Here is a 21,083-nt window from a genome sequence, read left to right as displayed (position 1 = left end):
CGGGAGGGCCGATGGGACGGGACGTCCCGGCGCAGGTCTTCACCCGTGAGGACCGTCGCCGGTACCGGATCAAGATGCAGGAGTGTCTCGACGCGTTCGCGCAGATGCTGCGCGACTCACGATTCGAGTCCGAGCGGCCCCAGGTGGGGCTGGAGATCGAGCTGAACCTGGTCGACGACCAGGCGGAACCGGCGATGCGCAACAGCGACGTGCTGGAGGCCATCGCGGACCCCGCCTGGTCCACCGAGCTGGGCCGGTTCAACGTGGAGATCAATGTTCCGCCGCGCCGTCTGACGGCGGGCGGCCCCGACGCCTGGGAGTCGGAGATCCGCGCTGCGCTCAATCACGCGGAGGAGCGCGCCCGGTCGATCGGCGCCCGTCTGATCATGATCGGCATCCTGCCCACCCTCCAGGAGGACGACGTCGGCGAGGCGGCCCTGTCGGAGAACCCCCGCTACAAGCTGATCAACGAGCAGGTGTTCGCGGCACGCGGCGAGGACCTGCACATCGAGGTGGACGGCGTCGACCGGCTGCGCACCTACGCCGACACGATCACGCCCGAGGCCGCCTGCACCAGCACCCAGTTCCACCTCCAGGTCTCGCCCGAGGAGTTCGCCGACTACTGGAACGCGGCACAGGCCATCGCCGGGGTCCAGATCGCGCTGGCGGCCAATTCCCCGTTCCTGTTCGGCAAGGAGCTGTGGCACGAGACCCGTATCCCGCTGTTCGAGCAGGCCACCGACACCCGTCCCCAAGAGATCAAGGTGCAGGGGGTACGGCCCCGGGTGTGGTTCGGCGAGCGGTGGATCAACAGCGTCTTCGACCTCTTCGAGGAGAACCTGCGCTACTTCCCGGCGCTGCTGCCCCTGTGCGACGAGCAGGATCCCGGGGAGACGCTGGATCGCGGCGACATCCCCGAGCTGGGCGAGCTCACGCTGCACAACGGCACGATCTACCGCTGGAACCGCCCGGTCTACGCCACCTCCCACGACAAGCCGCACCTGCGGGTGGAGAACCGGGTGCTGCCGGCCGGCCCGACGGTCGCCGACACCCTGGCCAACGGCGCGTTCTACTACGGGCTGACCCGCGCCCTGGTGGAGGAGGACCGGCCGGTGTGGTCACGGATGTCCTTCGCGGCCGCCGAGGACAACCTGCACACGGCGGCCCGGCACGGCATCGAGGCGCGGCTGTACTGGCCGGGGATGGGCGAGGTGCCCGTACCGGAACTCGTCCTGCGCCGTCTGCTGCCGCTGGCCCACCGGGGCCTGGAGCACTCCGGGATGGACGCGGCGTGGCGGGAGCCGCTGCTCGGCATCATCGAGCAGCGCTGCGTCGTCGCACGCAACGGGGCGCTGTGGCAGAAGGAGACGTTCCACGGCATCGACGCCACCACCCACTCCGGCCGTCACGAGGCCCTGCGGCGGATGACGCAGCTGTACATCGACTACATGCACCTCAACGCCCCGGCGCACACCTGGCCGGTCGACTGACGAGCTACTTGCGGCGCAGGCCGCTGACGATGCGCTCGAAGCGGGAGCGTGTGGCGCCGAAGCCGGTCTCGTGTTCCCAGATGTGGGTGCACGACGGGCACTGCAGGTGGAGCAGGCTGCCGGTGTTGGTCAGCAGGTAGCGCCAGTGTTCGGAGCAGGTGCGCTCCTCGGCGCACGGGACGCATCCGCGGCTGTCGTCGCAGTTCGGGCAGCTCACCCAGGCGCGGCGCCCGAGGTCCGCCTGCGGATCAAGCGGAAGCATGGCCGTTCCCTCGCCTCGGGAGGACACCGGCCGCGACCAGGTCGTCGTACACGCGCTGCTGCTCCTCGCTGAGGCCGGAGTACAGCAGGTCGTACGCGGCTTCCTCGCCCTGAAGCACCGCCACCGGATCCCAGTCCGGGCCGATGGCGTCCAGCACGTGGGCCCGTCGGAGCACCTCGTGCTCGCCGAGGTCGATGCTGAAGTCGACCGGCTCGTTCGGGAGGGTGGGGCCTTGCGAGGACATGTGACCGAACTTAGGTAGACCTCTGTGGCCGCGGCAAGGGCTGGTGGGGGAAGTCACAGGCCACTCCGCCCAAAAATTGGGCCACTGAAACGCTGAGTGATTGGGCCGGGACTCTGCACCACTGGCGCACTAGCGTCACCGTCATGACGCACCCGCCCACGCCCGCGCCTACCGAGGCCAGGACCACCGTCGACTTCTACTTCGACCCCGCCTGCCCCTTCGCCTGGATCGCCTCCCGCTGGATGCTGGAGGTCGAGCGCGAGCGCCCCCTCGACCTCCGCTTCCGTGTGATGAGCCTGTACCTGCACAACCTGGGCGCCGAACTCCCCGACTGGTACCGGGACTTGGTGGACCGCTCGATCGGCCCGGTACGGGTCGCGGTGGCCGCCGCCGAACGGCACGGCGAGCAGGTGCTGCGCGACCTGTACACGGCCTACGGCACCCGCGTCCACGACCGCGGCATCAAGGACTTCGACGTGGTCGTCGCCGAATCCCTCGCCGAACTCGGCCTCCCGGCCGACCTGGCCGCCGCCGCGCACGACCCGGCGTACGACGAGGCCCTACGCCGGAGCCACGAGGCGGGCGCCGAGCCCGAATCCGGCGCCTATGTGGGCACGCCCACCCTGCATGTCGACGGAACGGTGTGGTTCGGCCCCGTACTGCGGGCCATCCCGCGCGGGGCGAAGGCGGCCGAGCTCTTCGACAGCTTCCGCGTCCTGGCCGACAACCCGGACTTCTTCGAACTCAAGCGCACCCGCACGGGCGGGCTGTCCTTCGACTGACCAGCGACGACACGGGCGGCTCCGCCACCACGGCCGACCTCGGCACGACCCACCCGCCACTCCGCCGACGAGGGCAACCCGTACGGCGGGGTCAAGACGGCTGCCGGCTCAATCCGCCGACTCGGCCGTCTCCGGGCGGCGGCCGCCGCCGATGCCCTGACGGTCGGCGGTGCGGGCCAGGGCGCGGTGGGCCGGGTCGTGGAACTTGTGCTGGACGGCGGCGTCCAGGAGGGAGAGTTCCTTGCGCACCGCGGGGACGCGTTCGGCGGACACGGTGGTCGACAGGCCGTTCAGGACGGCGCGCAGGCGTCGGCAGATCTGCAGGGAGCCCGCGCCGTACTCGCGGATCTCGGTGACGGCGAGTTCGAGGTAGTCCTCCCAGGTGCGGCCCGGCACGACCAGCAGGGGTCTGCCGCGGTCGTCGGCCAGCACGTGGCGGTCGGGGAGTTCGACACGCGCGATCGTGTGCAGGAACGCATCGATGTGGTCGAGGAGTTGTACGGCCGTGGTCGGGTCGTTCACCGCCGGGGAGAGCGCGCGGACGGCGATGTCGACGAGGACGCGCAGGGCGAAGGCGGGGTCCTGGTCGATGGTCCGCTCGGCGCCGGTCGCGATCATGCCGAGCAGGAGCCGCGGGTCGAGCCCCGGGGTGTCGCCGCGCACTTCGACGAGGACGGTTCCCGGGGGTACGAAGTCCCCGATCCTGTGGGTCACCACGAGGACGCAGTCGTGGCGCAGGGCCACCGCGCGCAGCCCGGAGACGTGGAACGCCTGGATCGCTCCGCCGCGCTCGGCGCGGACCGGATTCACCGGGCCGCCGTCGTCGGGCACGGCGATGCCGGTCTCGGTGGGCGTGGCGGCTCGTGCCGCCGTCAGGGCCTGGTCCAGCACGTTCAGGCCCATGCGGCGGACCAGGTCCGCGATGGCGACCGGGCGCAGGTTGTGGGTGAACCGGTTGAGGTAGACGAGCAGCAGGACGAGGCTGACCGCCACGCCGATACCGGCCAGGGTGACCCCGAGGTCGGGGACGTCGTCCGGTTCGATCTTGCGGAGCAGGGAGAAGGCGAACGCGAAGGTGCCGGTGAAGGTCGCCAACACGGCCTTCTGGAGGCGGTCGCGGTACCAGAGCCGCATGTAGCGCGGGGAGAGGGTGCCGGTGGCCTGCTGCACCACCAGGACGCCGATGGTGACGACGAAGCCGAGCAGCCCGATCATCGCGCCCACGATGGCGCTGAGGACACCGCTCGCGGTGGTGGCGGAGTAGTGCCAGCCGGGCGGCACCCACGCCGACCGGTGGGCCGCGATCGCGCACTCGGCGAGCACCACCCCGAGGACGAGGCCGAGCAGCGGCACGATCCACAGGCTGGCCCGGACGTACTGCCGCAGCCGGAATCGGGAAGCCCAGGACAGCACCGGCAGCCTCCTGGGGTGCGGTCGGTCGATGCCTCGGGGTCACGCTAACGGCGTGCGCCGAGGTCCGCAGGGCCGCGCGGCGCCGGTGCGCGGGCGGGGCCCGGCTCGACGGGCCGGAGCCTGTGCGCCGACTTAGTCTGAACGGGTGTAGCCGGCCATCCCAGGTACAGGCATTCCGGAAGGGGCGCCGCGATGGATGACTACCCGATGATCGAGAACCACGGCCTGATCGGGGACCTGCAGACCGCGGCACTCGTCACCACCGACGGAACCATCGACTGGTTCTGCTGCCCACGGATCGACTCGCCCAGCGTGTTCGGCGCCCTGCTCGACAAGAACCAGGGCGGGCACTGCACCATCCGACCGTCCCACGCCACGTACGCGACGAAGCAGCTGTACCTGCCCGACACCGCCGTCCTGGTCACCCGGTTCATGACCGAGGCGGGAGCCGGCGAGATCGTGGACTTCATGCCGGTGACCGGTGCGACGGCGACCTCGCGGCACCGCCTGGTCCGCATGGTGCGCTGCGTGCGCGGCACGATGACCTTCGACGTCCACATCGCTCCGCGCTTCGACTACGGCCGCAAGCCCCACAAGCTGCACATCACCGAGCGCGGAGCCGTCTTCGAGTCCGACGGACTGGAACTGACGGTGCACCCGGTCCGTGAGCCGGACGACGAGCGGCTGGTCAAGCCGTTCAGCGGCGACATCGACCTGCACTACTCCCTGACCCTGCGGGCGGGCCACGAGCGCGGGTTCGTGCTGGAGTCGTCCGCCGACGGGCCGCCCCGGGAGATCCGGCCGGCCGAGTTCCAGGAGCTCTTCGAGGAGACGATCCGCTACTGGCGGTCCTGGCTCGGCCGGTCGACGTACACCGGCCGCTGGCGGGAGATGCTGGAGCGGTCGGCCATCACGCTCAAACTCATGACCTACGCGCCGAGCGGCGGCCTGGTGGCCGCTCCGACGGCGGGGCTGCCGGAACAGCTCGGCGGCGAACGCAACTGGGACTACCGGTTCACCTGGATCCGCGACGCCGCCTTCTCGGTCTACGCCCTGCTGAAGATGGGGTTCACCGACGAGGCGAAGGCGTTCATCAACTGGCTGGCCGACCGGGCCAAGGACAAGGCCGGCGGCGACAGTGAGTCCGGACCGCTGAACATCATGTACCGGGTCGACGGCTCCACCGATCTCGACGAGGAGATCCTGGAGCACTGGGAGGGCTACGAGGGCTCCGCACCGGTGCGCATCGGCAACGGCGCCGCGACGCAGCTGCAACTGGACATCTACGGGGAGGCGCTGGACAGCATCTCCTTCGCGCACCAGCACGGCCTCACTGTGGGGCACCGAGGCTGGAAGTCCCTGCTCACCATCCTCGACTGGCTCACCGACAACTGGGACCAGGCGGAGGAGGGCCTGTGGGAGACGCGCGGCGGCCGCGAGGACTTCACCTACGGACGTGTGATGTCCTGGGTCGCGTTCGACCGCGCGCTGCGGCTCGCCCACGAGAACGGCCGGCCCGCCGCGGTGCCCCGCTGGAGCGCCACCCGGGACGAGATCTACGACCAGGTCTGGACGGAGGGCTGGAACGAGGGCCGTTCGGCCTTCGTCCAGCACTACGGCAGCGACGTCCTCGACTCCTCACTGCTGCGCATGCCGACGGTCGGCTTCATCACGCCGGAGGACCCGATGTGGACCGCGACCCTGGACGCGATGGAGGACGAACTGGTCAGCGACAGCCTCGTCTACCGGTACAACCCGGAGGCCTCGCCCGACGGACTCAGCGGATCCGAGGGCACGTTCTCGCTGTGCACGTTCCTGTACGTCGACGCGCTGGCCCGCGCGGGACGTGTCAACCGGGCGCGGCTGGTGCTGGAGAAGATGCTCGGGTACGCCAACCACCTGGGCCTCTACTCGGAGGAGATCGACCCGACGGGACGGCAGTTGGGGAACTTCCCGCAGGCCTTCACCCATCTGGCCCTGATCGACGCGGCGATCACCCTCGACGCCGCCCTGAACAGGGTCCAGGCGGCGTAGCTCCGGGTCAGGCGTCGTCGCCCGCGCCGCCGCGCCGCAGGTCGGCGTCGGTGAGGGATTCGAGCTCGCCATGGGTGTCCAGCCAGTACAGGAAGGCGACCGCCGGGAAGACCAGCACCACGGCGATGAGGGTGACCAGCATCAGCCAGCGCAGTGTGGTCGGGGCGCCGGCCCCCTCGGCCACGGTCAGCGACACCGGGACGAGGTACGGCCGCTGCGCCATGCCCCAGGCGAAGATGCCCGAGGCCACCGCGACGACGGCGGCGACCCGGGACCAGCGGGCGTCGGCCGTGCGCAGCAGCAGCCCGCAGGTGGCGAGCGACGCCACGGCGGCCAGGACGACGAGGGCGAGCCCCACGCCGTGGGTGAGCCCGTGCCAGACGTGGGGCGCGTCGCCGTGGGTGACGAACAGCATGATCACCGCGAGTACGGCGACCACGGCGACGGCCACGAGCGCGCGGCGCCGGAAGTAGCCGTCGAGGTCGGGCGCCGAGAAGCGGCGGGCGTCGCCGGCCAGGAACACGGCCCCCAGGAACGCCGTCATGGCGACGGCGAGCAGGCCGAAGAGGAGGGAGGTGGGATTGGCCCAGTTCTCGGGCGAGGCCGCCGTGCCCGGCGCGACCCGGCCGGAGGCGATTCCGCCGGCCGCGGCTCCGAGGAAGAACGGCGTGAGGAGCGAGGAGATCGCGAACACCGCACCGTAGAGGCGGCGTCCGGCCAGTCGACGGGCGGGCTTGCGCAGGGCGAAGCCGGCGCCGCGCAGCACGATACCGACGGCCGCGAGGGCCAGGGGCAGCCACATCGCGGCGAACACGGTCTGGAAGAACACGGGGAACCCGGTCCACGTGATGACGAGGACGAAGATCAGCCATACGTTGTTGACCTCCCACACGGGGGCCATGGCGTGGTCGATGAGCCATCGGGGGCGTTCGCCGCGTTCGGCTCCGCCCGCGGTCAGGTCCCAGAAGCCGGCTCCGTAGTCCGTGCCGCCGGCGCAGGCGTAGGCGGCGATGACAAGCAGCAGAACGAGGGCGACGAGGCCGGCGGTGGTCACGGGCGGTCCTCCCCGGAGGCGGACGGCCCGGGGGCACTGCCTGGCCGCAGGGTGGAACGCGGGCCGTAGGGGGTTTCCGTCTCCGGTGCCGCCGCCGTCCTTTCCGCGGTCGCCGCCTCGTCGGCGAGCCGCCACTGGGTGCGCATCTTCAGCAGGATGACGAGGAAGGACCCGAAGACGAACACATAGACGACGATGACCAGGCCGAACATGGTCCACAGCGCGGGGGCCCTGGTCGGGGTGACCGCCTCGGCGACCCGCATGTACTGGTAGACGATCCACGGCTGGCGGCCCACCTCGGTGGTGATCCAGCCGCATTCGACGGCCACGACGGAGGCCACGCCCGCGCACGCCGCGCCGCGGAAGAACCACGGGGAGGCGGGCAGCCGACGGCGCCACAGCCACATGACGCCGTACCAGAGGGCGAGCAGGAGCAGCAGGGAGCCGATGCCGACCATGGTGTCGAACGCGAAGTGGGTGATCGTGGCCTGGGTGGCCGTCGGCCGGTCGTCGGCCGCCACCGACGTCAGGCCGGTGACCTTCGTGTCCGGGCGGAAGCCGGCGAGGATGGAGTCGAGCTGCGGGATCTTGATGCCACCGGAGATCGTGCCGTCGGGGTGCAGTCGGCCGAAGAGGTACTCCGGCACGTGCGTGTCGGTCTTCCAGACGATCTCCATCGCGGCGAACTTCACCGGCTGTTTGTGGAACACCTGCCGGGCGATGGAGTCGCCCAGCATGAACTGGATCGGCGTGAACACCGCGGCGAGCGTGAAGGGGATCGTGAAACCGAGCCGGTGGTACCGGTCACGGCGGCCGCGCAGCCAGCCCACGGCGTAGACGCCCGCCGTGACGTACCCCGCCGTGACGAACATCGCCACGACGAAGTGCCAGTACTCCGGGCCGAACATGGGCGTGAAGATCGCCTTCCGGACGTTCACGGCCACGGGGTTGCCCGCGGAGTCGAGGCTGAAGCCCCGGGGCGTGTTCATCCACGAGTTGGCGGCCAGGATCCCGAAGGCGCCCAGCAGGGCTGTGAAGGGCAGTGGCAGCGCGAGCAGGAAGTGGGTGCGGGAGGGAAGTCTCCGCCAGCCGTAGAGATAGATGGCGATGAGGACCGCCTCCAGGAAGAAACCCCACCCCTCCACCCCGAAACCGAGGCCGAAGACATCGCCCCACCGGCCCATCATGCCCGGCCACAGCAGCCCGAACTCGAACGACAGCACGGTGCCGGTGACGACCCCGATCGCGAACTGGACCGCCATGACGGCCGACCAGCGCCGGGCCAGCAGCAGGGCGGTCGCGTCGCCGCGGCGCAGACCGTAGCCGTGCATGATCAGCGTGATCAGCGGCAGCGCCACACCCAGCGGCACCAGGATGATGTGCGTGACGAGGGTGAAGGCCATCATGGATCTGGCCGGAAGCATCTGCGGCGGCACGTCCGCCAGCAGGTGGACCGTGGTGTGCATGCGTGTCTCCAGCCGGGGACGACGTACGAGGACGACGTACGGGAAGTGTCAGCCGCCGGTGGCGAAGCCGGGGAAGAGGGTCATGCCGCCGTCCACGTAGAGGGTGGCTCCCACGACGTAGTCCATGAGGTCGGAGGCGAGGGCGACGACCGCGTGAGCGATGTCGTCGGGGTCGCCGACCCGGTCGTACGGGATCAGCTGCAGGAGGTCGCGTTCGGCCTCCGGGGTCTCCCAGGCACTGCGGTTGATGGGCGTCTTGATGGCCCCGGGAGCGACGGCGTTCACGCGGATCTTCTTCGGCGCGAGCTCCTGCGCCAGGGTCTGCATCATCATCAGTACGCCGCCCTTGGAGCTGGCGTAGTTGACGTGCCCGGACCACGGGATGATCTGGTGCACCGAGCTCATGCAGATGATCTTTCCGGCGGCGCGCGACACCTCGGGGACGACTCCCCGGCGCACGAACTCCTTCACCGCCTCGCGGGCGCACAGGAACTGCCCGGTCAGATTGACGTCCAGCACCTTCTGCCACTGGGCGAGCGTCATGTCCGTGAGCGCGGCGTCCCGCTGGAGCCCGGCGTTGGCGACGAGGATGTCGATGGTCCCGAACTCGCCGACCATCCGGTCCATCATGGCGACGACCTGGTCCTCCTGGGACACGTCGGCCTCGTAGGCCGCCGCCCGCACGCCCATCGCCGTGATCTCGTCGACGACCTGCTCCGCCTCCTCGCGGCCGGCCACGTAGTTGACGGCGACATCGCACCCGGCCCGGCCCAGCGCGACGGCGGTCGCCCTGCCGATGCCCGAGTTGGCGCCGGTGACGAGTGCCTTCTGTCCCTTGAGCAGGTGGACGGGGATCACGCCCTGGGTCGTGGCCGAGGTGGAACTCACGATCGACTGCCTCCTCCGCAGCGTGACCCCGGTGAACCCGGACCGCCCAGGAGAGGTCGCACCTCACACAATCAGCGCGCGGCACGGGCGGCGCGCGCGACGTGCGGCGGTTGCGCCGCCAGACTGAGGATCTTCGCCCGGTCGGGGGCTGCGCGCAGTCGGCGGCCGCGTGGGCGCCGGTGGTCAGCCGAGCCGCTCCAGGATGTGGTCGCCCACCCGCAGGGCGTTCGCCATGGCGGTCAGGGACGGGTTCACCGCGCCGATGCTCGGGAAGAAGCTGGTGTCGACCACGTACAGGTTGTCCAGGTCGTGGGCCTTGCAGTGCGTGTCCAGGGCGGAGGTCGCCGGGTCGTAGCCGAAGCGCACGGTGCCGGCCTGGTGCGCGGTGGCACCGATCGGCATGCCCTTGTGCAGGTAGATGCTGCGGGAGAGCAGCTGGTGCTCGTGCATGCCGAGGTGGCCGAGCATCTGCTGGAGCTTGTGCCGCAGCCGGCGCAGCGCCTCGATGTTGTTGGACTCGTCGAGGGCGAGGTGGACCCGGCCGTCCCGGTCCAGGGTGACCCGGTTGCCGGGCTGGGGCAGGTCTTCCCCGCACAGCCAGAAGTCGACGGCGTGATGGGCCAGGACCTCGAAGGGCATGTCGGGAGTGACCGCTCCCGCCCAGCGCGGCGCCTCTCCGTGGATCTGCTCGGCGTCCGACTTGCCCAGCATCTGGATGCCGCCCAGGGGGTACTCCCAGTCGTCCGCGCCCAGGTACCAGTCGTGCAGGGCGAGGGTCTTCTGGAACCGGGTGTCGTTGGGCTCCTTGGACACGGCCATCAGGGCGAGGTTGTTGTGCCGCATGTAGTGCCGGCCGACCACGTCGGAGGAGTTGGCCAGCCCCTGGGGGTGGTGCTCGTTGGCCGAGGCGAGCAGCAGGACGGCCGAGTTCACCGCCCCGCAGGCGACGGCCACGATGTCCGCCGAGTACCGGACCTCCTCGTCCCCGTCCAGCCGGGCCACGACCGTGGTGACACTGCGCCCGTCCGGGCCGGTCTCCAGCCGCACCACGTGGGCTCGGGTGACCAGTTCGACGTTGGGGTGCTCCAGGGCGGGTTCCACGCAGATGACCTGTGCGTCGGACTTGGCGCGGACCAGGCAGGGGAAGCCGTCCACGCGGTCGCAGCGGATGCAGGCGCTCGACCGGGTCGCCCTGCCGTTCTCGTCCTGGCTGAGGTTGACGCCGATCGGCAGGTGGAAGGGGTGCAGGCCCTGCTTCTCCAGGTCGTCGCTCAACTGCTGGATGCGCGGCTCGTGTTCGACCGGAGGGTAGGCGTACTGCCCGCTCACCGGCCCCTCCCAGGGATCCTCGCCGTGCCGCCCGTGCACCAGGTAGAGGTGTTCCGCCTGGGTGTAGTACGGCTCCAGGTCCGCGTAGTCGATCGGCCAGGCGGGCGAGACGCCGTCGTGGTGGCGCAGATCGCCGAAGTCCTCGGGGCGCAGCCTGAACAGCGCGGCGCCGTAGAACTTGGTGTTGCCGCCCACGTAGTAGTTGACCTCGGGCGGGAACTCGTGCCCGTGCTTGTCGAGCCAGAATTCCGGGGCCCGGTACTTGCCCTTGACGAACACGGCGGTGGAGTCCCAGTTCTCCCTCTCGCGGGGGAGGAAGCCCCCGCGTTCGAGGAGGAGCACGCGCTTCCCGGAAGGAGCCAGCCGATGGGCGAGGGTGCCGCCGCCGGCCCCGGTGCCGATGATGATGACGTCGTAGTGCGGGGACTCTGCCATAGGGACCACCGTCCTTGCGCTCGCGGCCCTACGCGCCCGCAGGACCTGCCGGTGCGCGCCGCAGGAGCGCGGCAGCCGGTCCGTCCTTTCGAACGTATCGCCCGTCCGGGCGATCGGCACCCGGGGCCGTCGGGCGCGGGCGGCCCGCTCAGAGGACGGCGACGGGATTCACCGGCGACCCCGTGGCCGCCGGCAGCCGCAGCGGGGCGACCACGCACAGGAAGGACCAGCGGCCCGCGTCCGCGCACGCCGGCGCCAGTTCCTCGAACTGAAGCCAGTCCATCAGATACGTCCCCATGGCCTGGATCGCGAGGACGTGGACGGGGAAGCCGACGCCGTCCACCGCGCAGGGGGCGGTGTCGTTGTTGCCGTCGCCGCCCAGCGCCGCCACCTGCCGGTCGGCGAGGAAGCGCAGGGCCGTCGGATGCAGACCGGCGCGCGCCTCGGAGACGTCCCACGGTCCCCGCTCCTGCCGTCTGCGCCGGTGACCGACGCGGACGAACAGCAGGTCGCCGGGCCCGACCCGCACGCCCTGCGCCTCCTCGGCCGCGGTCAGGTCCTCCAGGGTGACGTGGTCGCCGGGCTCCAGCCAGGGGACGCCACGCAGCCGGGGCACGTCCAGGAGCACGCCGCGTCCGACGATGCCCGCGCGGACGAGGCCGACGGACAGCTCGCCGGCGCCTTCCGGTGTCAGGGTGCGCGCCGGGACCCCGTCGTAGAGCTCGCCGTCGTAGATCACGTGGCACAGGGCGTCGAGGTGGCTGTCCACGTCACCGTGGAGGTTCATCTCCAGGCGGTCGCGGGCGAAGTGCAGCCCCGGCGCGTCCAGCTCGTCGGCGCTCGGCGCGAGCATCCGGTGGCGGGCTGGCTCGGGGCTGTCCGGCCCCTTGTGCGTCTCGATGGGGGCGGCGAGGGAGACCGTACGCCCCGTGCGGACCTCGGCTGCGGCGTGCACGACGCGCTCGGGCGTGAGATGACGCAGGGCCCCGCGCCGCGGCACGCCGCCCTCGCGGGTGTCCGCCCGCAGTCGCTCGTACAGCGCCCGGAACGCGGCTTCGCTCATGCGCGGAGCGGCGGAGCCGGGGCCGATGTCGGAGCCGGGAGACATGGCGCACTCCTCGCTGTCCCGGTGATCTCCGGCCCATTGCAGCACGCGGCTCACCGGCCCGCACATCGCCCCGGCGCCGGGCCCGCCGACCGCTCGCCGCACGGGATCGCCCGGAAGTGCGACGCCTCCTGCCGCGTGTTGGAATGGGCTGTGGAGTACGGTCCCCAGTCCCGGTCGCGCCGCGTCGCCGCTCCGGAGGAGGGCCCGGCTCACCTGCCCGGACGCCCGTCCCGCTCCGAGGAGTGGTCATGAACGATGTCGAAGACATGGGCCCCGTCGACTACGTGGTCATGGAGTTCCCCGGCAACCGCATGACCGGCGAGGCGTTCCCCATGCTCGTCGATCTCGCCGAGCGGGGGATCATCCGGATCATGGACCTGGCCTTCGTCCGCAAGGACGGCGACGGGTCGGTCACCGCGCTGGAGCTGCGGGACGTCGGCGGCGGCGAAGTCGATCTGACGGTCTTCGAGGGCGCCTCGTCCGGGCTGTTGGACCAGAGCGACCTCGACGAGGCCGGTGCCGCGCTGGAGCCCGGCAACGCCGCCGCGGTCCTGATCTACGAGAACCTGTGGGCGGCGCCCCTGGCCCGCGCGCTCCGGCGCAGCGGGGCCCAGCTCGTGGCCAACGGCCGCATCCCGGTCCAGGCACTGCTGGCCTGCCTGGACTCGGTGGAGGGGACGACACCGCCCAGCAGCGGACCCGCGGCCGCCTGAACCGCGGCGCAGTGTGTGGGAGATGAGTGAACATGCCAGGACTCCTTCGCGGCGTCGCGCGTACCGCCGTCGTCGCCGGAACCGCCACCGCCGTGTCCAACCGTGTGTCACGACGGCAGGCGGGGCGCTGGGCACAGCAGGACTACGAACAGCAGCAGCCGACGGCCTACGAGCAGCAGGCGGCCTACCAACAGTCGGCGCCGCAGCCCCCCGTACCGCCGCCGCCCGCCCCCAGCACGCCGCCCACCGTCGCCGACGACATGAGCAGCAAGATCGACCAGCTCAAGGAGCTGGGTGAGCTCAAGGCGCAAGGGGTGCTCACGGACGAGGAGTTCGAGGCGCAGAAGCGCCGGGTCCTGGGCTGACGCCGAGGTACCGCAGAGGTACCGCCGAGGTACCGGCTCGGTGTCAGCGGTCGTCCGTGCCTTCGTCATCGCGGAGCTTGCGCCACAGGTGCATGCGATGCAGCACGTAGAGGGCGGCGACCAGGACGGCCACCTGCAGCCCGACGGCCAGCATCCAAAAGACGATCTTGCTCTCCAACTCGTCGGTCAGGTAAGTGAAGTTCATACCGAAGTACCCGGTCAGGAACGACAGCGGCAGGAAGATCGTCGACACGATGGCCAGTCGGTTGATCACGTTGTTCTGCTCGCCGGAGACGAGCGAGGAGTAGCTGGAGAGCGCCCGCCGCGAGGCGTCCTGCAAGGATTCGATGTCCGCGAGCACCAGCCTGCTCGCGTTCTGGAACTCACGCGCCAGCCGCTGGCGTTCCTCGGGGAAGTTCCGGCTCATCATCCGCCGGGTGACGAGTTCGTCCGTCGCCTGGAGGTAGGGCAGCAGGCTGTGATGGAGCAGGGCGGAGCGTCGTCGTAGCCGCGCCAGGTTGTAGACCTGCTCGGGACGTCGCCGCTCGAACATCTCGTCCTCCAGGTCCTCCACCGCCAGCAGGCAGGCCAGCGCGGCCCGCCGGAAGGTCTCCAGAGCTTCCTGCAGCAGCAGGAACATGGCGGCCACGGTGTCGGGCGGCTGCTCGGGCACCAGTCGCGCGGCGAACGTCCCCAGCATGGCGATCTGCCCCCAGTGCACCGTGATCACGAACCGCTCGGTCACCAGGACATGGACGTGGGTGACCCGTGAGTCCTCGACCACGGGCACGACGAACCCCGCGGCGTCCCCGAGGAAGTCGGCCCGCGCGGCTTCGCCCGCCCGGCCGAACCAGGGCAGGTTGTAGGCCTCCACACCGAGCTGGTGCGCGATCCGAGGATCCTCGGCGATCCCCGCCCCGGGGCCGATCCCCTCGTCGGCCGGCTCCTCCTCCGGCAACTGGATGTCGACGAGCAGGAAGTCGGACTCCGCGAGACGCTCGCGCGCCTGAGCCAGATCCGCGCGAGTGGTGATCCCTTCCGGCATCGACACCAGCGAAACGATCATCGCCCCTCACTGTTGTCACGAGACCCACGCATCTCACCCTGCGCACACTCCGGCAGCCCCGGCACGCGCAGACGCGCAGACGCCCCGCCGGGCGCCCCGAACGAGTGAGGGGGGCGGCGTTGCCTAGAAGGCCGGCGCCACGTCGTCCGGGCCGGTCAGCAAGGAGAGATGGGCCAGGTCCCGGGGCGGAGGAGTGGTCACCGACCACAGCGGAGCGGGGGTCCCGTCGGCGACCGCGGCCGGGGCGTCGGTCAGGTTCATCCGCTCGCGCAGCCGGCCGTAGAAGTCCATCGGCCCGAAGCGGACCGCCCGCAGCGTGCGCGGAGCCGCGTACACCCCGATCCAGTCCCCCGGGTCGAGCACGCCCCGTAGCTGCCCGTCGATGCTGACCGCCGCCTGCCCGGAGCGTTCGAGCACGCGCAGGCCGACGGGCTCGTCCGGAGCCGTGACGACCGACCGGTTGAACGTCATGTGCGGGGCGACCGGCGTGAACACCAGCCCGTGCGCACGGGGCGACACGACCGGCCCGCCGGCGGCGAAGCTGTAGGCGGTCGAGCCCGTCGGCGTGGCCACCAGCAGCGCGTCGGCGGAGTAGGACGCGAGGAGTCTGCCGGAGACGTAGACACCGACCGACACCTGCCGGTCGCGGGCCAGCTTCTCCAGGACGATGTCGTTGAGCGCCATGACGTTCAGGGCGATGCCCCAGTCGCGGTCCACCTCGCAGTCGGTGCGCACGCGGGGCGGCGGCAGCATGGGGCCGCGGCCGTAGCGCAGTAGGGCCTCCATGTCGGTGGGCACCTCCAGGCGGCGCGATGCGCGCATCGTCAGCAGCATGCGCTCCTCGACCGAGTGCCGGTTCTCCCGCACGGAGTCCAGCGCGGCGCGCACGGCCGCCGCCGGGACCTCCGTCAGAAAGCCCACCCGCCCGAGGTCCACGCCCAGCACGAGGGCGTCGTTCGCGGCGGCCAGCCGGGCGCCGCGCAGGAACGTGCCGTCACCGCCCAGGGTGACGACGAGGTCGGGATCGCCCGCCGCGTCGACCTCGTACCGGGCACTGTGCCGGTCGCCGTGCCGCCACACGTCGATGTCCGTGCACGGCACGGCGTGTTCGGCACACCAGTCGCGTACGGTCCGTGCGGCCTCCGCGGCTTCCGCGCGCCCGCTGTGCACGACCAGACCGATCCGGTTCACCGTCACGTCTGCCTCCCGATCTTCCGGAGCAACGGCCAGTAATACTCACCGTGCGGCGACGTGCCCGGGGAATGCCACGCCGCGACGCCACCGTTTGCCCGCCACCCGCGGCCACCGGCCGGGAGGTACGCGGCGCGAGCGGACATGCCGCTGAGTGGAGCAATGACCGGCGGGCCGGGGTCGGGCGCAACAGGCTGGGGCCCTTGCTGAGATCTTGTGCCGGGAGTTCCGTGTGTGCAGGCCGCGTCAGTCGAGCCGTCGGGCCACCCGTCCGCCCGCATGCCCCGCCCCGGGCCGCCTCGGCGACACGGCGACAGCGGTGCGCGGGAGCGTGCGGTGAGGCGGCACCGCCCCGCGATCGAGGCGGCCGCCCCCGATCGTCGGCGGCTGCCCGCGGACCCGGCGTGGATGCGCTGGCTGCCCGTCTTCTACGTCGCCGGGGTCCTGGCGCTGGAGCCCCTCACCCCGGTGCAGTGGCCGGTGAGCTTTCTGCTGATCGCCCTGCCGCTGGTGGCCGCCTTCGCGCACGGGCCCGTCTTCGTCGCCGGTGTCACGGCCTTCGCGATCGTCTTCGAGGGAGTCCTGGCCGGGACCCCGTGCTGCGCGGGCCGGTCCGTCGGCTACCTCTGGGACCGGCACTATGTGACCGCCTACATCTGCACCGCCCTGGTGGGCGCCCTCGCCACCATCCTGGCCTCCCACCGCACACGCCGGGAGCGCACACTCGCCGATGTCCGCTTCGTGGCGGACATCGCGCAGCACGTGCTGCTCAGACCGCTTCCGCACCGCATCGGCGCCCTCCTGGTGGACAGCTTTTACGTGTCCGCCGCCGCGGAGGCGCGGATCGGCGGTGACCTCTACGAGGCCGTGCCCACGACGCACGGGGTCCGCCTGGTCATCGGCGACGTGCGCGGCAAGGGACTGCTCGCGGTGGAGACCGCGGCCACCCTGCTCGGCGCGTTCCGGGAGGCAGCGCACGAGGAGGCCGACCTGCCCGCCCTGGCGGGTCGGGTCGAGACCAGCATGGCGCGCCGGGCCGAGCTGATGTCCGGCAGCGAGGTGGGCGAGCGGTTCGTCACCGCCGTCTTCGCCGAGATCGCCGCCGAGGACCAGGTCCTGCGGATCGTCAACTGCGGGCACCCGCCGCCGCTGCTGATCCGCTCCGGCGAGGTGCGCGAGCTGGGCACGGGACGGTCGGGGCCGCCGCTGAACCTCGGGATGCTCGTCGGCGAGCCGTACCACGTCGACGTCCACGCGTTCCGTCCCGGCGACCAGATGCTGATGTACACGGACGGCATCACGGAGACCCGCGCCCCGGACGGTTCCTTCTATCCGCTCGTCGACCGGGTCCGGTCCTGGGGTCGTCTCCCGCACCGGGAACTCCTGGTCCGGCTCCACCACGACCTGCTCGACTACAGCCACGACCGGCTGCGCGACGACGTCGCCGCCCTGACCGCCTGCCTGCTCCCCGACCAGGGGGCGGGTGACGTGTCCACGTACCCGGGTGCATAGCGTGTGGTCATGCGCGTCGACTACTCGCCGGAGGCCCTCGATCCGGGCTCCTTCTACCGTCTGCTCACCGCGGTGATCGTGCCCCGGCCGATCGCCTGGGTCTCGACCCTCACCGCGGACGGGGAGACGGCCAACCTGGCCCCGCACTCGTTCTTCACGGTGGCCAGCACCGATCCGCCTGTCGTGCAGTTCACGTCCGTGGGGCGCAAGGACTCGCTGCGCAACGTCGAGGAGAGCGGCGAGTTCGTCGTCAACTTCGCTCCCGAGCCGCTCTTCGAGCAGATCAACGCGACCGCGACGGACTTCCCCAGGAAGGAGGGCGAGTTCGACGCGGTGGGTGTCGAACGGGAGCCCTCGCTCAGGGTGAAGCCGCCGCGGGTGGCCGCCTCCCCCGTCGCGCTGGAGTGCACGCTGCACGCGACGCTCGGGCTGGGCAACTGCACGGTGGTGTTCGGCCGGGTGGTGCACGCCGTCGTCAGCGAGGACGTCCTGGTGGACGGTCACCCGGAGATCGGACTGCTGCGGCCCCTGTCCCGGCTGGGCCGGAACGAGTGGGGCACGGTCGGCGAGGTCCACGATTTGGCACGCGTCCCGTACCGGGACTGGACCGGCACGACCGACACGACGGGCACGACCGGCACCGGCGTCGACGGCGGACAGTCGTGACGGACGTCGGCCCCGCCTCGGCACGACAGCGTCTCGATGCCGCGCTGAGTGGCCTGGCCACCACCTTCCGCGGCATGACCGCCCGTCCCGACGAGCACAACTGCGAGTGCCACTGGGGCAGCGCGGAGGATCTCGCGCGGCTCAAGGAGGCGGACACGGAGCTGGACCCGGATCTCCTGCACCGCACCTGGCGCGCCATCGACTGGAGCGACCACCCGGCCGTGCTGCGCCGCATCCTGCCCCAGTTCGCCACCGCGCTCGTCGACGGCTCGATCGAGCCCCTCTTCGGTCTGGAGGAGGCGGGGCGTTGTTTCGCGCTCGGCCACTGGCGTCGCTGGCCCGCCGAACAGGCCGCCGCGGTCGAGGAGTTCCTGGCGGCCTGGTGGGTGTACACGCTCACCGCCGCGGATGCCCCCGTGCTCGGCCACCAGGTGCTCGCGCTGAGCGTCGAGGCCTCGGGCACGCTGACCCCGTGGCTGCGGACCTGGGAGACGGTCAGCGGTCCCGTCGCCGACCGGCGGCTGGCCGAAGCGGTGGCGCGCTGGGAGCGCGACCTGCTCGGTGACGAGCTGCCCTGGGACACGTGGGAGGACGACGAGGAGGAGACGCGTGAGGAGCTGACGGCCTGGCTCGTCCGGCACGCTCCGGCGCGGCTCCGCGCCCACGGCGCGGACGAGGAACTGCTGCACCGCGTACGGCTGCTCGGCCTGACGGGTCCGGACCGCTGGGAGGATCCGCACTGGCCCGCCTACGTGTACTGAGATACGCGTACTGAGGGCGGAGTCGGCCGCGGGCGACGCCGGTGGGCGCCGGCCGCGGCCGTCTCGTGCCGGGTCAGCCGTCGATACGGTGCTGGGTCCAGAACGAGGTCAGATCCGTGGTGGTGGCTGCCTGGGCGGCCGCCTTGAACTCTGCCGTGGTGGAGACGCCGTACCAGTGTGAAGTGGCGTAGTCCTTCATCAGCTTGGCCATGGTGCTGTCACCGAGGAGGCGCCGCAGATCGTGCAGCGCGCACTTGCCGTAGCCGTAGACCACGGTGGAGTACCGGGAGGAGTGGGCGTCCCAGTAGGCCATGGAGTTGGTGATCTTCTCCGCCGAGGAGGCCCAGGAGACGCTGTTCCAGCAGTTGGTGCCGGTCTTGTTCAGGGCCAGGTCGGTGGCGTAGTCGGTGAACGCCTCGTCGAGCCAGGGGCTGGTGTACTCGTCGTCGCCGACGATCCCGTACCACCACTGGTGCCCGATCTCGTGGGTGAGCGCCGTGGTGCTGACCAGGTCGAGGACGAAGCCGGGGTACTCCATGCCGCCGAACCAGTAGTTGTTGTCGATGACCGCGTCCAGTTCGCCGTACGGGTAGGCGCCGAACCGTGCCGCGTGGGCGTCCACCGCGGTCTTCGCGGTGGAGAGCATCGACTGCGCGCTCGACGAGCTGATGCCCGAGACGGAGTAGATGTTCACCGGGACGCCGCCGGACGAGGTGCCGGAGATCTTGCTGAAGGGCCCGGCGGCCCAGGCGAAGTCGCGGACCTTGGAGGCGGTGGCGGTGGTGACCGTACGGCCGCTGGAGCCGGGGGTGTCGCTCGACGTGCCGGTGGCCGGCACCAGCAGGGTGCTGGGGTGGTCGAGGGTCACCTTGAAGTCGGCGGCCAGCGAGTAGAACGACTCGCCGTTGTTGGTGTACGGGTCCAGGTGCCAGCCCGCCGCGTCCCTGATCCCGAGGACGGGCAGGGCGTTGCCGATGAAGCTGAAGGCACCGTCGTGGCCGAACCGGTCGGCACCGCTGGGGACGGTGATGCCCAGGTCGAAGCCGATGGTGGCGGACTGCCCCTGGTTCAGCGGTGCCGGCAGGGCGATCTTGAGTGCCGTGCAGCCGACCGAGAGGGCGCCGGCCGTGCCGCCGGTGACGTTGCTGACCGTGATCGGCATGGCCGAGCAGGTGCCGTGGTAGTTGTCCCACAGCCGGAGGTACACCTCGCTCAGCGCGGTGGCGGAGGCGTTGGTGAAGGTCGCGCTCTCGTGACCGGTCCAGACGGTGCCGCTGGAGTCGCTGCTCAAGTTGACGGTGTACGACGGCGCGGACGGGGTCCGTGTGGAGTCCGCCGGCGGGGTCGTGCCGCCGGAGGTGTCGAGCGCGATGTCGTCGAGGACGAAGCTCGTCTGGAGGCTCGAATCCTCCGACCCGGTGAAGGCGACGCTCACGGTCTGGCCGGCGAACGACGAGACGTCGAACGACTTCTGCACGTAGCCGGTGTTCTTGTTCAGGTTCGAGTACGTCGCGAGCGTCGTACTGCCGATCTTCGCCGTCAGCTTGTCGTACGCGATGGACGACGTCGTCTCGGTGGTGTCGATGTGGAGCCAGAAGGTCAGGGTCGCGGTGCTGCACCCCGACGGGATCGTGACGCTCTGCGAGAGCGTGTCGGTGTGCGTGCTGCCCACACCGTTCAGCCAGGCATAGCTGCTGCCGCCGTGGGCGGTCTGACCGCTGCGGCTGGTGATCACGGTGGAGGACGACTGGCTCCAGGGCGAAGTGCCGCTCTCGAAGCCGCCGTTGGTCACCACCTGGGCCGGCGTGCAGGCGGCCGCCACGGGAGCCGTGGCCGGCTGGGCGGCGGAGGCCGGGGCACCGGGCAGGAAGACGAGGGCCAGCGCGGCGGCGGCGAGAGCGCTCACGACGCGGGCTCTGTGGGGGGTCGATCTCACACGAAACTCCTTTGCGGCGGCCGGGATTCCGGCCTGCTCGATGGCCGCCCGGCCGGCCTGGGTGCGCCGGTGGGCGGCCGCGGGTTACGCGTTACCGGTTTCGAAGATCACTGGGGAGTTGTCCGCCGTGTCCTCCTGGGGACGGAGTCACGACCATCGGGAAGACTGACAGATTTGACCAGAACATGCCATAGGGCAAATGGGCGGTAGTCCACGAGGTGAAGGGGAGTCGGCCGACGACCCGAACCGGGATGCTCCGTGCCGGAGTTGCCGCCTACGGTCGCGCGGTGCCCCCCGGCGTGACGGTGTCCCTGCCCCGGGTCGTCGGCTCGGTCCGCGCCGCACTCGGGGTCGTCGACGGTGCGGGG

At 71.0% G+C, this 21,083-nt stretch carries 19 protein-coding genes; 8 read left to right on the top strand and 11 right to left on the bottom strand.

From position 1 onward, the window contains the following. The first annotated feature begins 11 nt into the window (after positions 1–11). Positions 12–1,490, top strand: a complete 1,479-nt coding sequence (locus IPZ69_RS08190; protein ID WP_235453337.1) for a glutamate-cysteine ligase family protein — start codon at positions 12–14, stop codon at positions 1,488–1,490. Positions 1,491–1,494: 4 nt separating this feature from the next. On the opposite strand, the gene IPZ69_RS08185 is transcribed toward IPZ69_RS08190, so the two are convergent. Together IPZ69_RS08185 and IPZ69_RS08180 are read right to left on the bottom strand one after the other, a co-directional pair. Then, the gene (locus IPZ69_RS08185; RefSeq protein ID WP_235453336.1) at positions 1,495–1,752 is read right to left on the bottom strand and encodes a hypothetical protein; all 258 of its coding nucleotides are present in this window, start codon (positions 1,750–1,752) and stop codon (positions 1,495–1,497) included. Continuing rightward, positions 1,739–1,996 (bottom strand): DUF6400 family protein, encoded by a 258-nt coding sequence (locus IPZ69_RS08180; RefSeq protein WP_235453335.1) that lies wholly within the window; start codon positions 1,994–1,996, stop codon positions 1,739–1,741. The genes IPZ69_RS08185 and IPZ69_RS08180 overlap by 14 nt, the downstream gene beginning before the upstream one ends. A gap of 143 nt (positions 1,997–2,139) precedes the next feature. Here IPZ69_RS08180 and IPZ69_RS08175 point away from each other — a divergent pair, with 143 nt between their 5' ends. Further along, positions 2,140–2,778 (top strand): mycothiol-dependent nitroreductase Rv2466c family protein, encoded by a 639-nt coding sequence (locus IPZ69_RS08175; protein ID WP_235453334.1) that lies wholly within the window; start codon positions 2,140–2,142, stop codon positions 2,776–2,778. Between the two features lie 108 nt (positions 2,779–2,886). Here IPZ69_RS08175 and IPZ69_RS08170 read toward each other — a convergent pair whose 3' ends face one another. Further along, positions 2,887–4,191 (bottom strand): DUF2254 domain-containing protein, encoded by a 1,305-nt coding sequence (locus IPZ69_RS08170; RefSeq protein WP_235453333.1) that lies wholly within the window; start codon positions 4,189–4,191, stop codon positions 2,887–2,889. Positions 4,192–4,383: 192 nt separating this feature from the next. On the opposite strand from IPZ69_RS08170, the gene IPZ69_RS08165 reads away from it, so the two are divergent. Next, entirely contained in the window at positions 4,384–6,225 is a 1,842-nt protein-coding gene (locus IPZ69_RS08165; protein ID WP_235453332.1) for a glycoside hydrolase family 15 protein, read from the top strand. A gap of 7 nt (positions 6,226–6,232) precedes the next feature. Here the strand turns inward: IPZ69_RS08165 and IPZ69_RS08160 are convergent, their stop codons facing one another. From IPZ69_RS08160 to IPZ69_RS08140, 5 genes are all read right to left on the bottom strand, one after another. After that, positions 6,233–7,279 (bottom strand): cytochrome d ubiquinol oxidase subunit II, encoded by a 1,047-nt coding sequence (locus IPZ69_RS08160; RefSeq protein WP_235453331.1) that lies wholly within the window; start codon positions 7,277–7,279, stop codon positions 6,233–6,235. Continuing rightward, positions 7,276–8,745, bottom strand: a complete 1,470-nt coding sequence (locus tag IPZ69_RS08155; RefSeq protein WP_235453330.1) for a cytochrome ubiquinol oxidase subunit I — start codon at positions 8,743–8,745, stop codon at positions 7,276–7,278. Before IPZ69_RS08155 ends, IPZ69_RS08160 begins: the two co-directional genes overlap by 4 nt. A 48-nt stretch (positions 8,746–8,793) precedes the next feature. After that, the gene (locus IPZ69_RS08150) at positions 8,794–9,588 is read right to left on the bottom strand and encodes an SDR family oxidoreductase (RefSeq protein WP_268834367.1); all 795 of its coding nucleotides are present in this window, start codon (positions 9,586–9,588) and stop codon (positions 8,794–8,796) included. A 228-nt stretch (positions 9,589–9,816) separates the two neighbouring features. Beyond that, positions 9,817–11,397 (bottom strand): GMC oxidoreductase, encoded by a 1,581-nt coding sequence (locus IPZ69_RS08145; RefSeq protein ID WP_235453328.1) that lies wholly within the window; start codon positions 11,395–11,397, stop codon positions 9,817–9,819. A 148-nt stretch (positions 11,398–11,545) separates the two neighbouring features. Then, positions 11,546–12,460, bottom strand: a complete 915-nt coding sequence (locus IPZ69_RS08140; RefSeq protein WP_235453409.1) for a cyclase family protein — start codon at positions 12,458–12,460, stop codon at positions 11,546–11,548. A 293-nt stretch (positions 12,461–12,753) separates the two neighbouring features. On the opposite strand from IPZ69_RS08140, the gene IPZ69_RS08135 reads away from it, so the two are divergent. Both IPZ69_RS08135 and IPZ69_RS08130 read left to right on the top strand, forming a co-directional pair. Next, a complete protein-coding gene (locus IPZ69_RS08135; protein WP_235453327.1) occupies positions 12,754–13,218 on the top strand; it encodes a DUF6325 family protein in 465 nt (154 codons plus the stop codon). A gap of 32 nt (positions 13,219–13,250) precedes the next feature. After that, a complete protein-coding gene (locus IPZ69_RS08130) occupies positions 13,251–13,583 on the top strand; it encodes an SHOCT domain-containing protein (RefSeq protein WP_235453326.1) in 333 nt (110 codons plus the stop codon). Between the two features lie 43 nt (positions 13,584–13,626). Here the strand turns inward: IPZ69_RS08130 and IPZ69_RS08125 are convergent, their stop codons facing one another. Together IPZ69_RS08125 and IPZ69_RS08120 are read right to left on the bottom strand one after the other, a co-directional pair. Continuing rightward, on the bottom strand, positions 13,627–14,649 hold the full coding sequence (locus IPZ69_RS08125; RefSeq protein WP_235453325.1) for a magnesium transporter CorA family protein: 1,023 nt from the start codon (positions 14,647–14,649) through the stop codon (positions 13,627–13,629). 123 nt (positions 14,650–14,772) lie between these two features. Further along, positions 14,773–15,846, bottom strand: coding sequence for an NAD(+)/NADH kinase (locus IPZ69_RS08120; protein ID WP_235453324.1), 1,074 nt, complete (start codon positions 15,844–15,846; stop codon positions 14,773–14,775). 330 nt (positions 15,847–16,176) lie between these two features. On the opposite strand from IPZ69_RS08120, the gene IPZ69_RS08115 reads away from it, so the two are divergent. The 3 genes from IPZ69_RS08115 to IPZ69_RS08105 are packed head-to-tail and all read left to right on the top strand — an operon-like array spanning position 16,177 to position 18,779. After that, positions 16,177–17,352 carry a PP2C family protein-serine/threonine phosphatase gene (locus IPZ69_RS08115; protein WP_235453323.1) on the top strand — a complete coding sequence of 392 codons (1,176 nt, stop codon included), beginning with the start codon at positions 16,177–16,179 and terminating at the stop codon, positions 17,350–17,352. Positions 17,353–17,361: 9 nt separating this feature from the next. Then, positions 17,362–18,018: a flavin reductase family protein gene (locus IPZ69_RS08110; protein ID WP_235453322.1), complete on the top strand. Its 657-nt coding sequence runs from the start codon at positions 17,362–17,364 to the stop codon at positions 18,016–18,018. Beyond that, entirely contained in the window at positions 18,015–18,779 is a 765-nt protein-coding gene (locus IPZ69_RS08105; RefSeq protein ID WP_235453321.1) for a hypothetical protein, read from the top strand. The genes IPZ69_RS08110 and IPZ69_RS08105 overlap by 4 nt, the downstream gene beginning before the upstream one ends. Positions 18,780–18,852: 73 nt before the next feature. On the opposite strand, the gene IPZ69_RS08100 is transcribed toward IPZ69_RS08105, so the two are convergent. After that, positions 18,853–20,715, bottom strand: a complete 1,863-nt coding sequence (locus IPZ69_RS08100; protein WP_235453320.1) for a M1 family aminopeptidase — start codon at positions 20,713–20,715, stop codon at positions 18,853–18,855. Positions 20,716–21,083: the final 368 nt, after the last annotated feature.

This window comes from Streptomyces olivochromogenes (assembly GCF_021538895.1).
GTDB lineage: Bacteria > Actinomycetota > Actinomycetes > Streptomycetales > Streptomycetaceae > Streptomyces > Streptomyces olivochromogenes_A.
This window is presented reverse-complemented; position numbering and strand designations above follow the sequence as displayed.

Bases quoted from the DNA above. Each gene is read 5' to 3' on its own strand.
- IPZ69_RS08140 (WP_235453409.1), bottom strand. From the start codon at position 12,460: ATGAGCGAAGCCGCGTTCCGGGCGCTGTACGAGCGACTGCGGGCGGAC.
- IPZ69_RS08175 (WP_235453334.1), top strand. From the start codon at position 2,140: ATGACGCACCCGCCCACGCCCGCGCCTACCGAGGCCAGGACCACCGTC.
- IPZ69_RS08190 (WP_235453337.1), top strand. From the start codon at position 12: ATGGGACGGGACGTCCCGGCGCAGGTCTTCACCCGTGAGGACCGTCGC.
- IPZ69_RS08110 (WP_235453322.1), top strand. From the start codon at position 17,362: ATGCGCGTCGACTACTCGCCGGAGGCCCTCGATCCGGGCTCCTTCTAC.
- IPZ69_RS08135 (WP_235453327.1), top strand. From the start codon at position 12,754: ATGAACGATGTCGAAGACATGGGCCCCGTCGACTACGTGGTCATGGAG.
- IPZ69_RS08155 (WP_235453330.1), bottom strand. From the start codon at position 8,745: ATGCACACCACGGTCCACCTGCTGGCGGACGTGCCGCCGCAGATGCTT.
- IPZ69_RS08180 (WP_235453335.1), bottom strand. From the start codon at position 1,996: ATGTCCTCGCAAGGCCCCACCCTCCCGAACGAGCCGGTCGACTTCAGC.
- IPZ69_RS08145 (WP_235453328.1), bottom strand. From the start codon at position 11,397: ATGGCAGAGTCCCCGCACTACGACGTCATCATCATCGGCACCGGGGCC.
- IPZ69_RS08185 (WP_235453336.1), bottom strand. From the start codon at position 1,752: ATGCTTCCGCTTGATCCGCAGGCGGACCTCGGGCGCCGCGCCTGGGTG.
- IPZ69_RS08130 (WP_235453326.1), top strand. From the start codon at position 13,251: ATGCCAGGACTCCTTCGCGGCGTCGCGCGTACCGCCGTCGTCGCCGGA.
- IPZ69_RS08125 (WP_235453325.1), bottom strand. From the start codon at position 14,649: ATGATCGTTTCGCTGGTGTCGATGCCGGAAGGGATCACCACTCGCGCG.
- IPZ69_RS08165 (WP_235453332.1), top strand. From the start codon at position 4,384: ATGGATGACTACCCGATGATCGAGAACCACGGCCTGATCGGGGACCTG.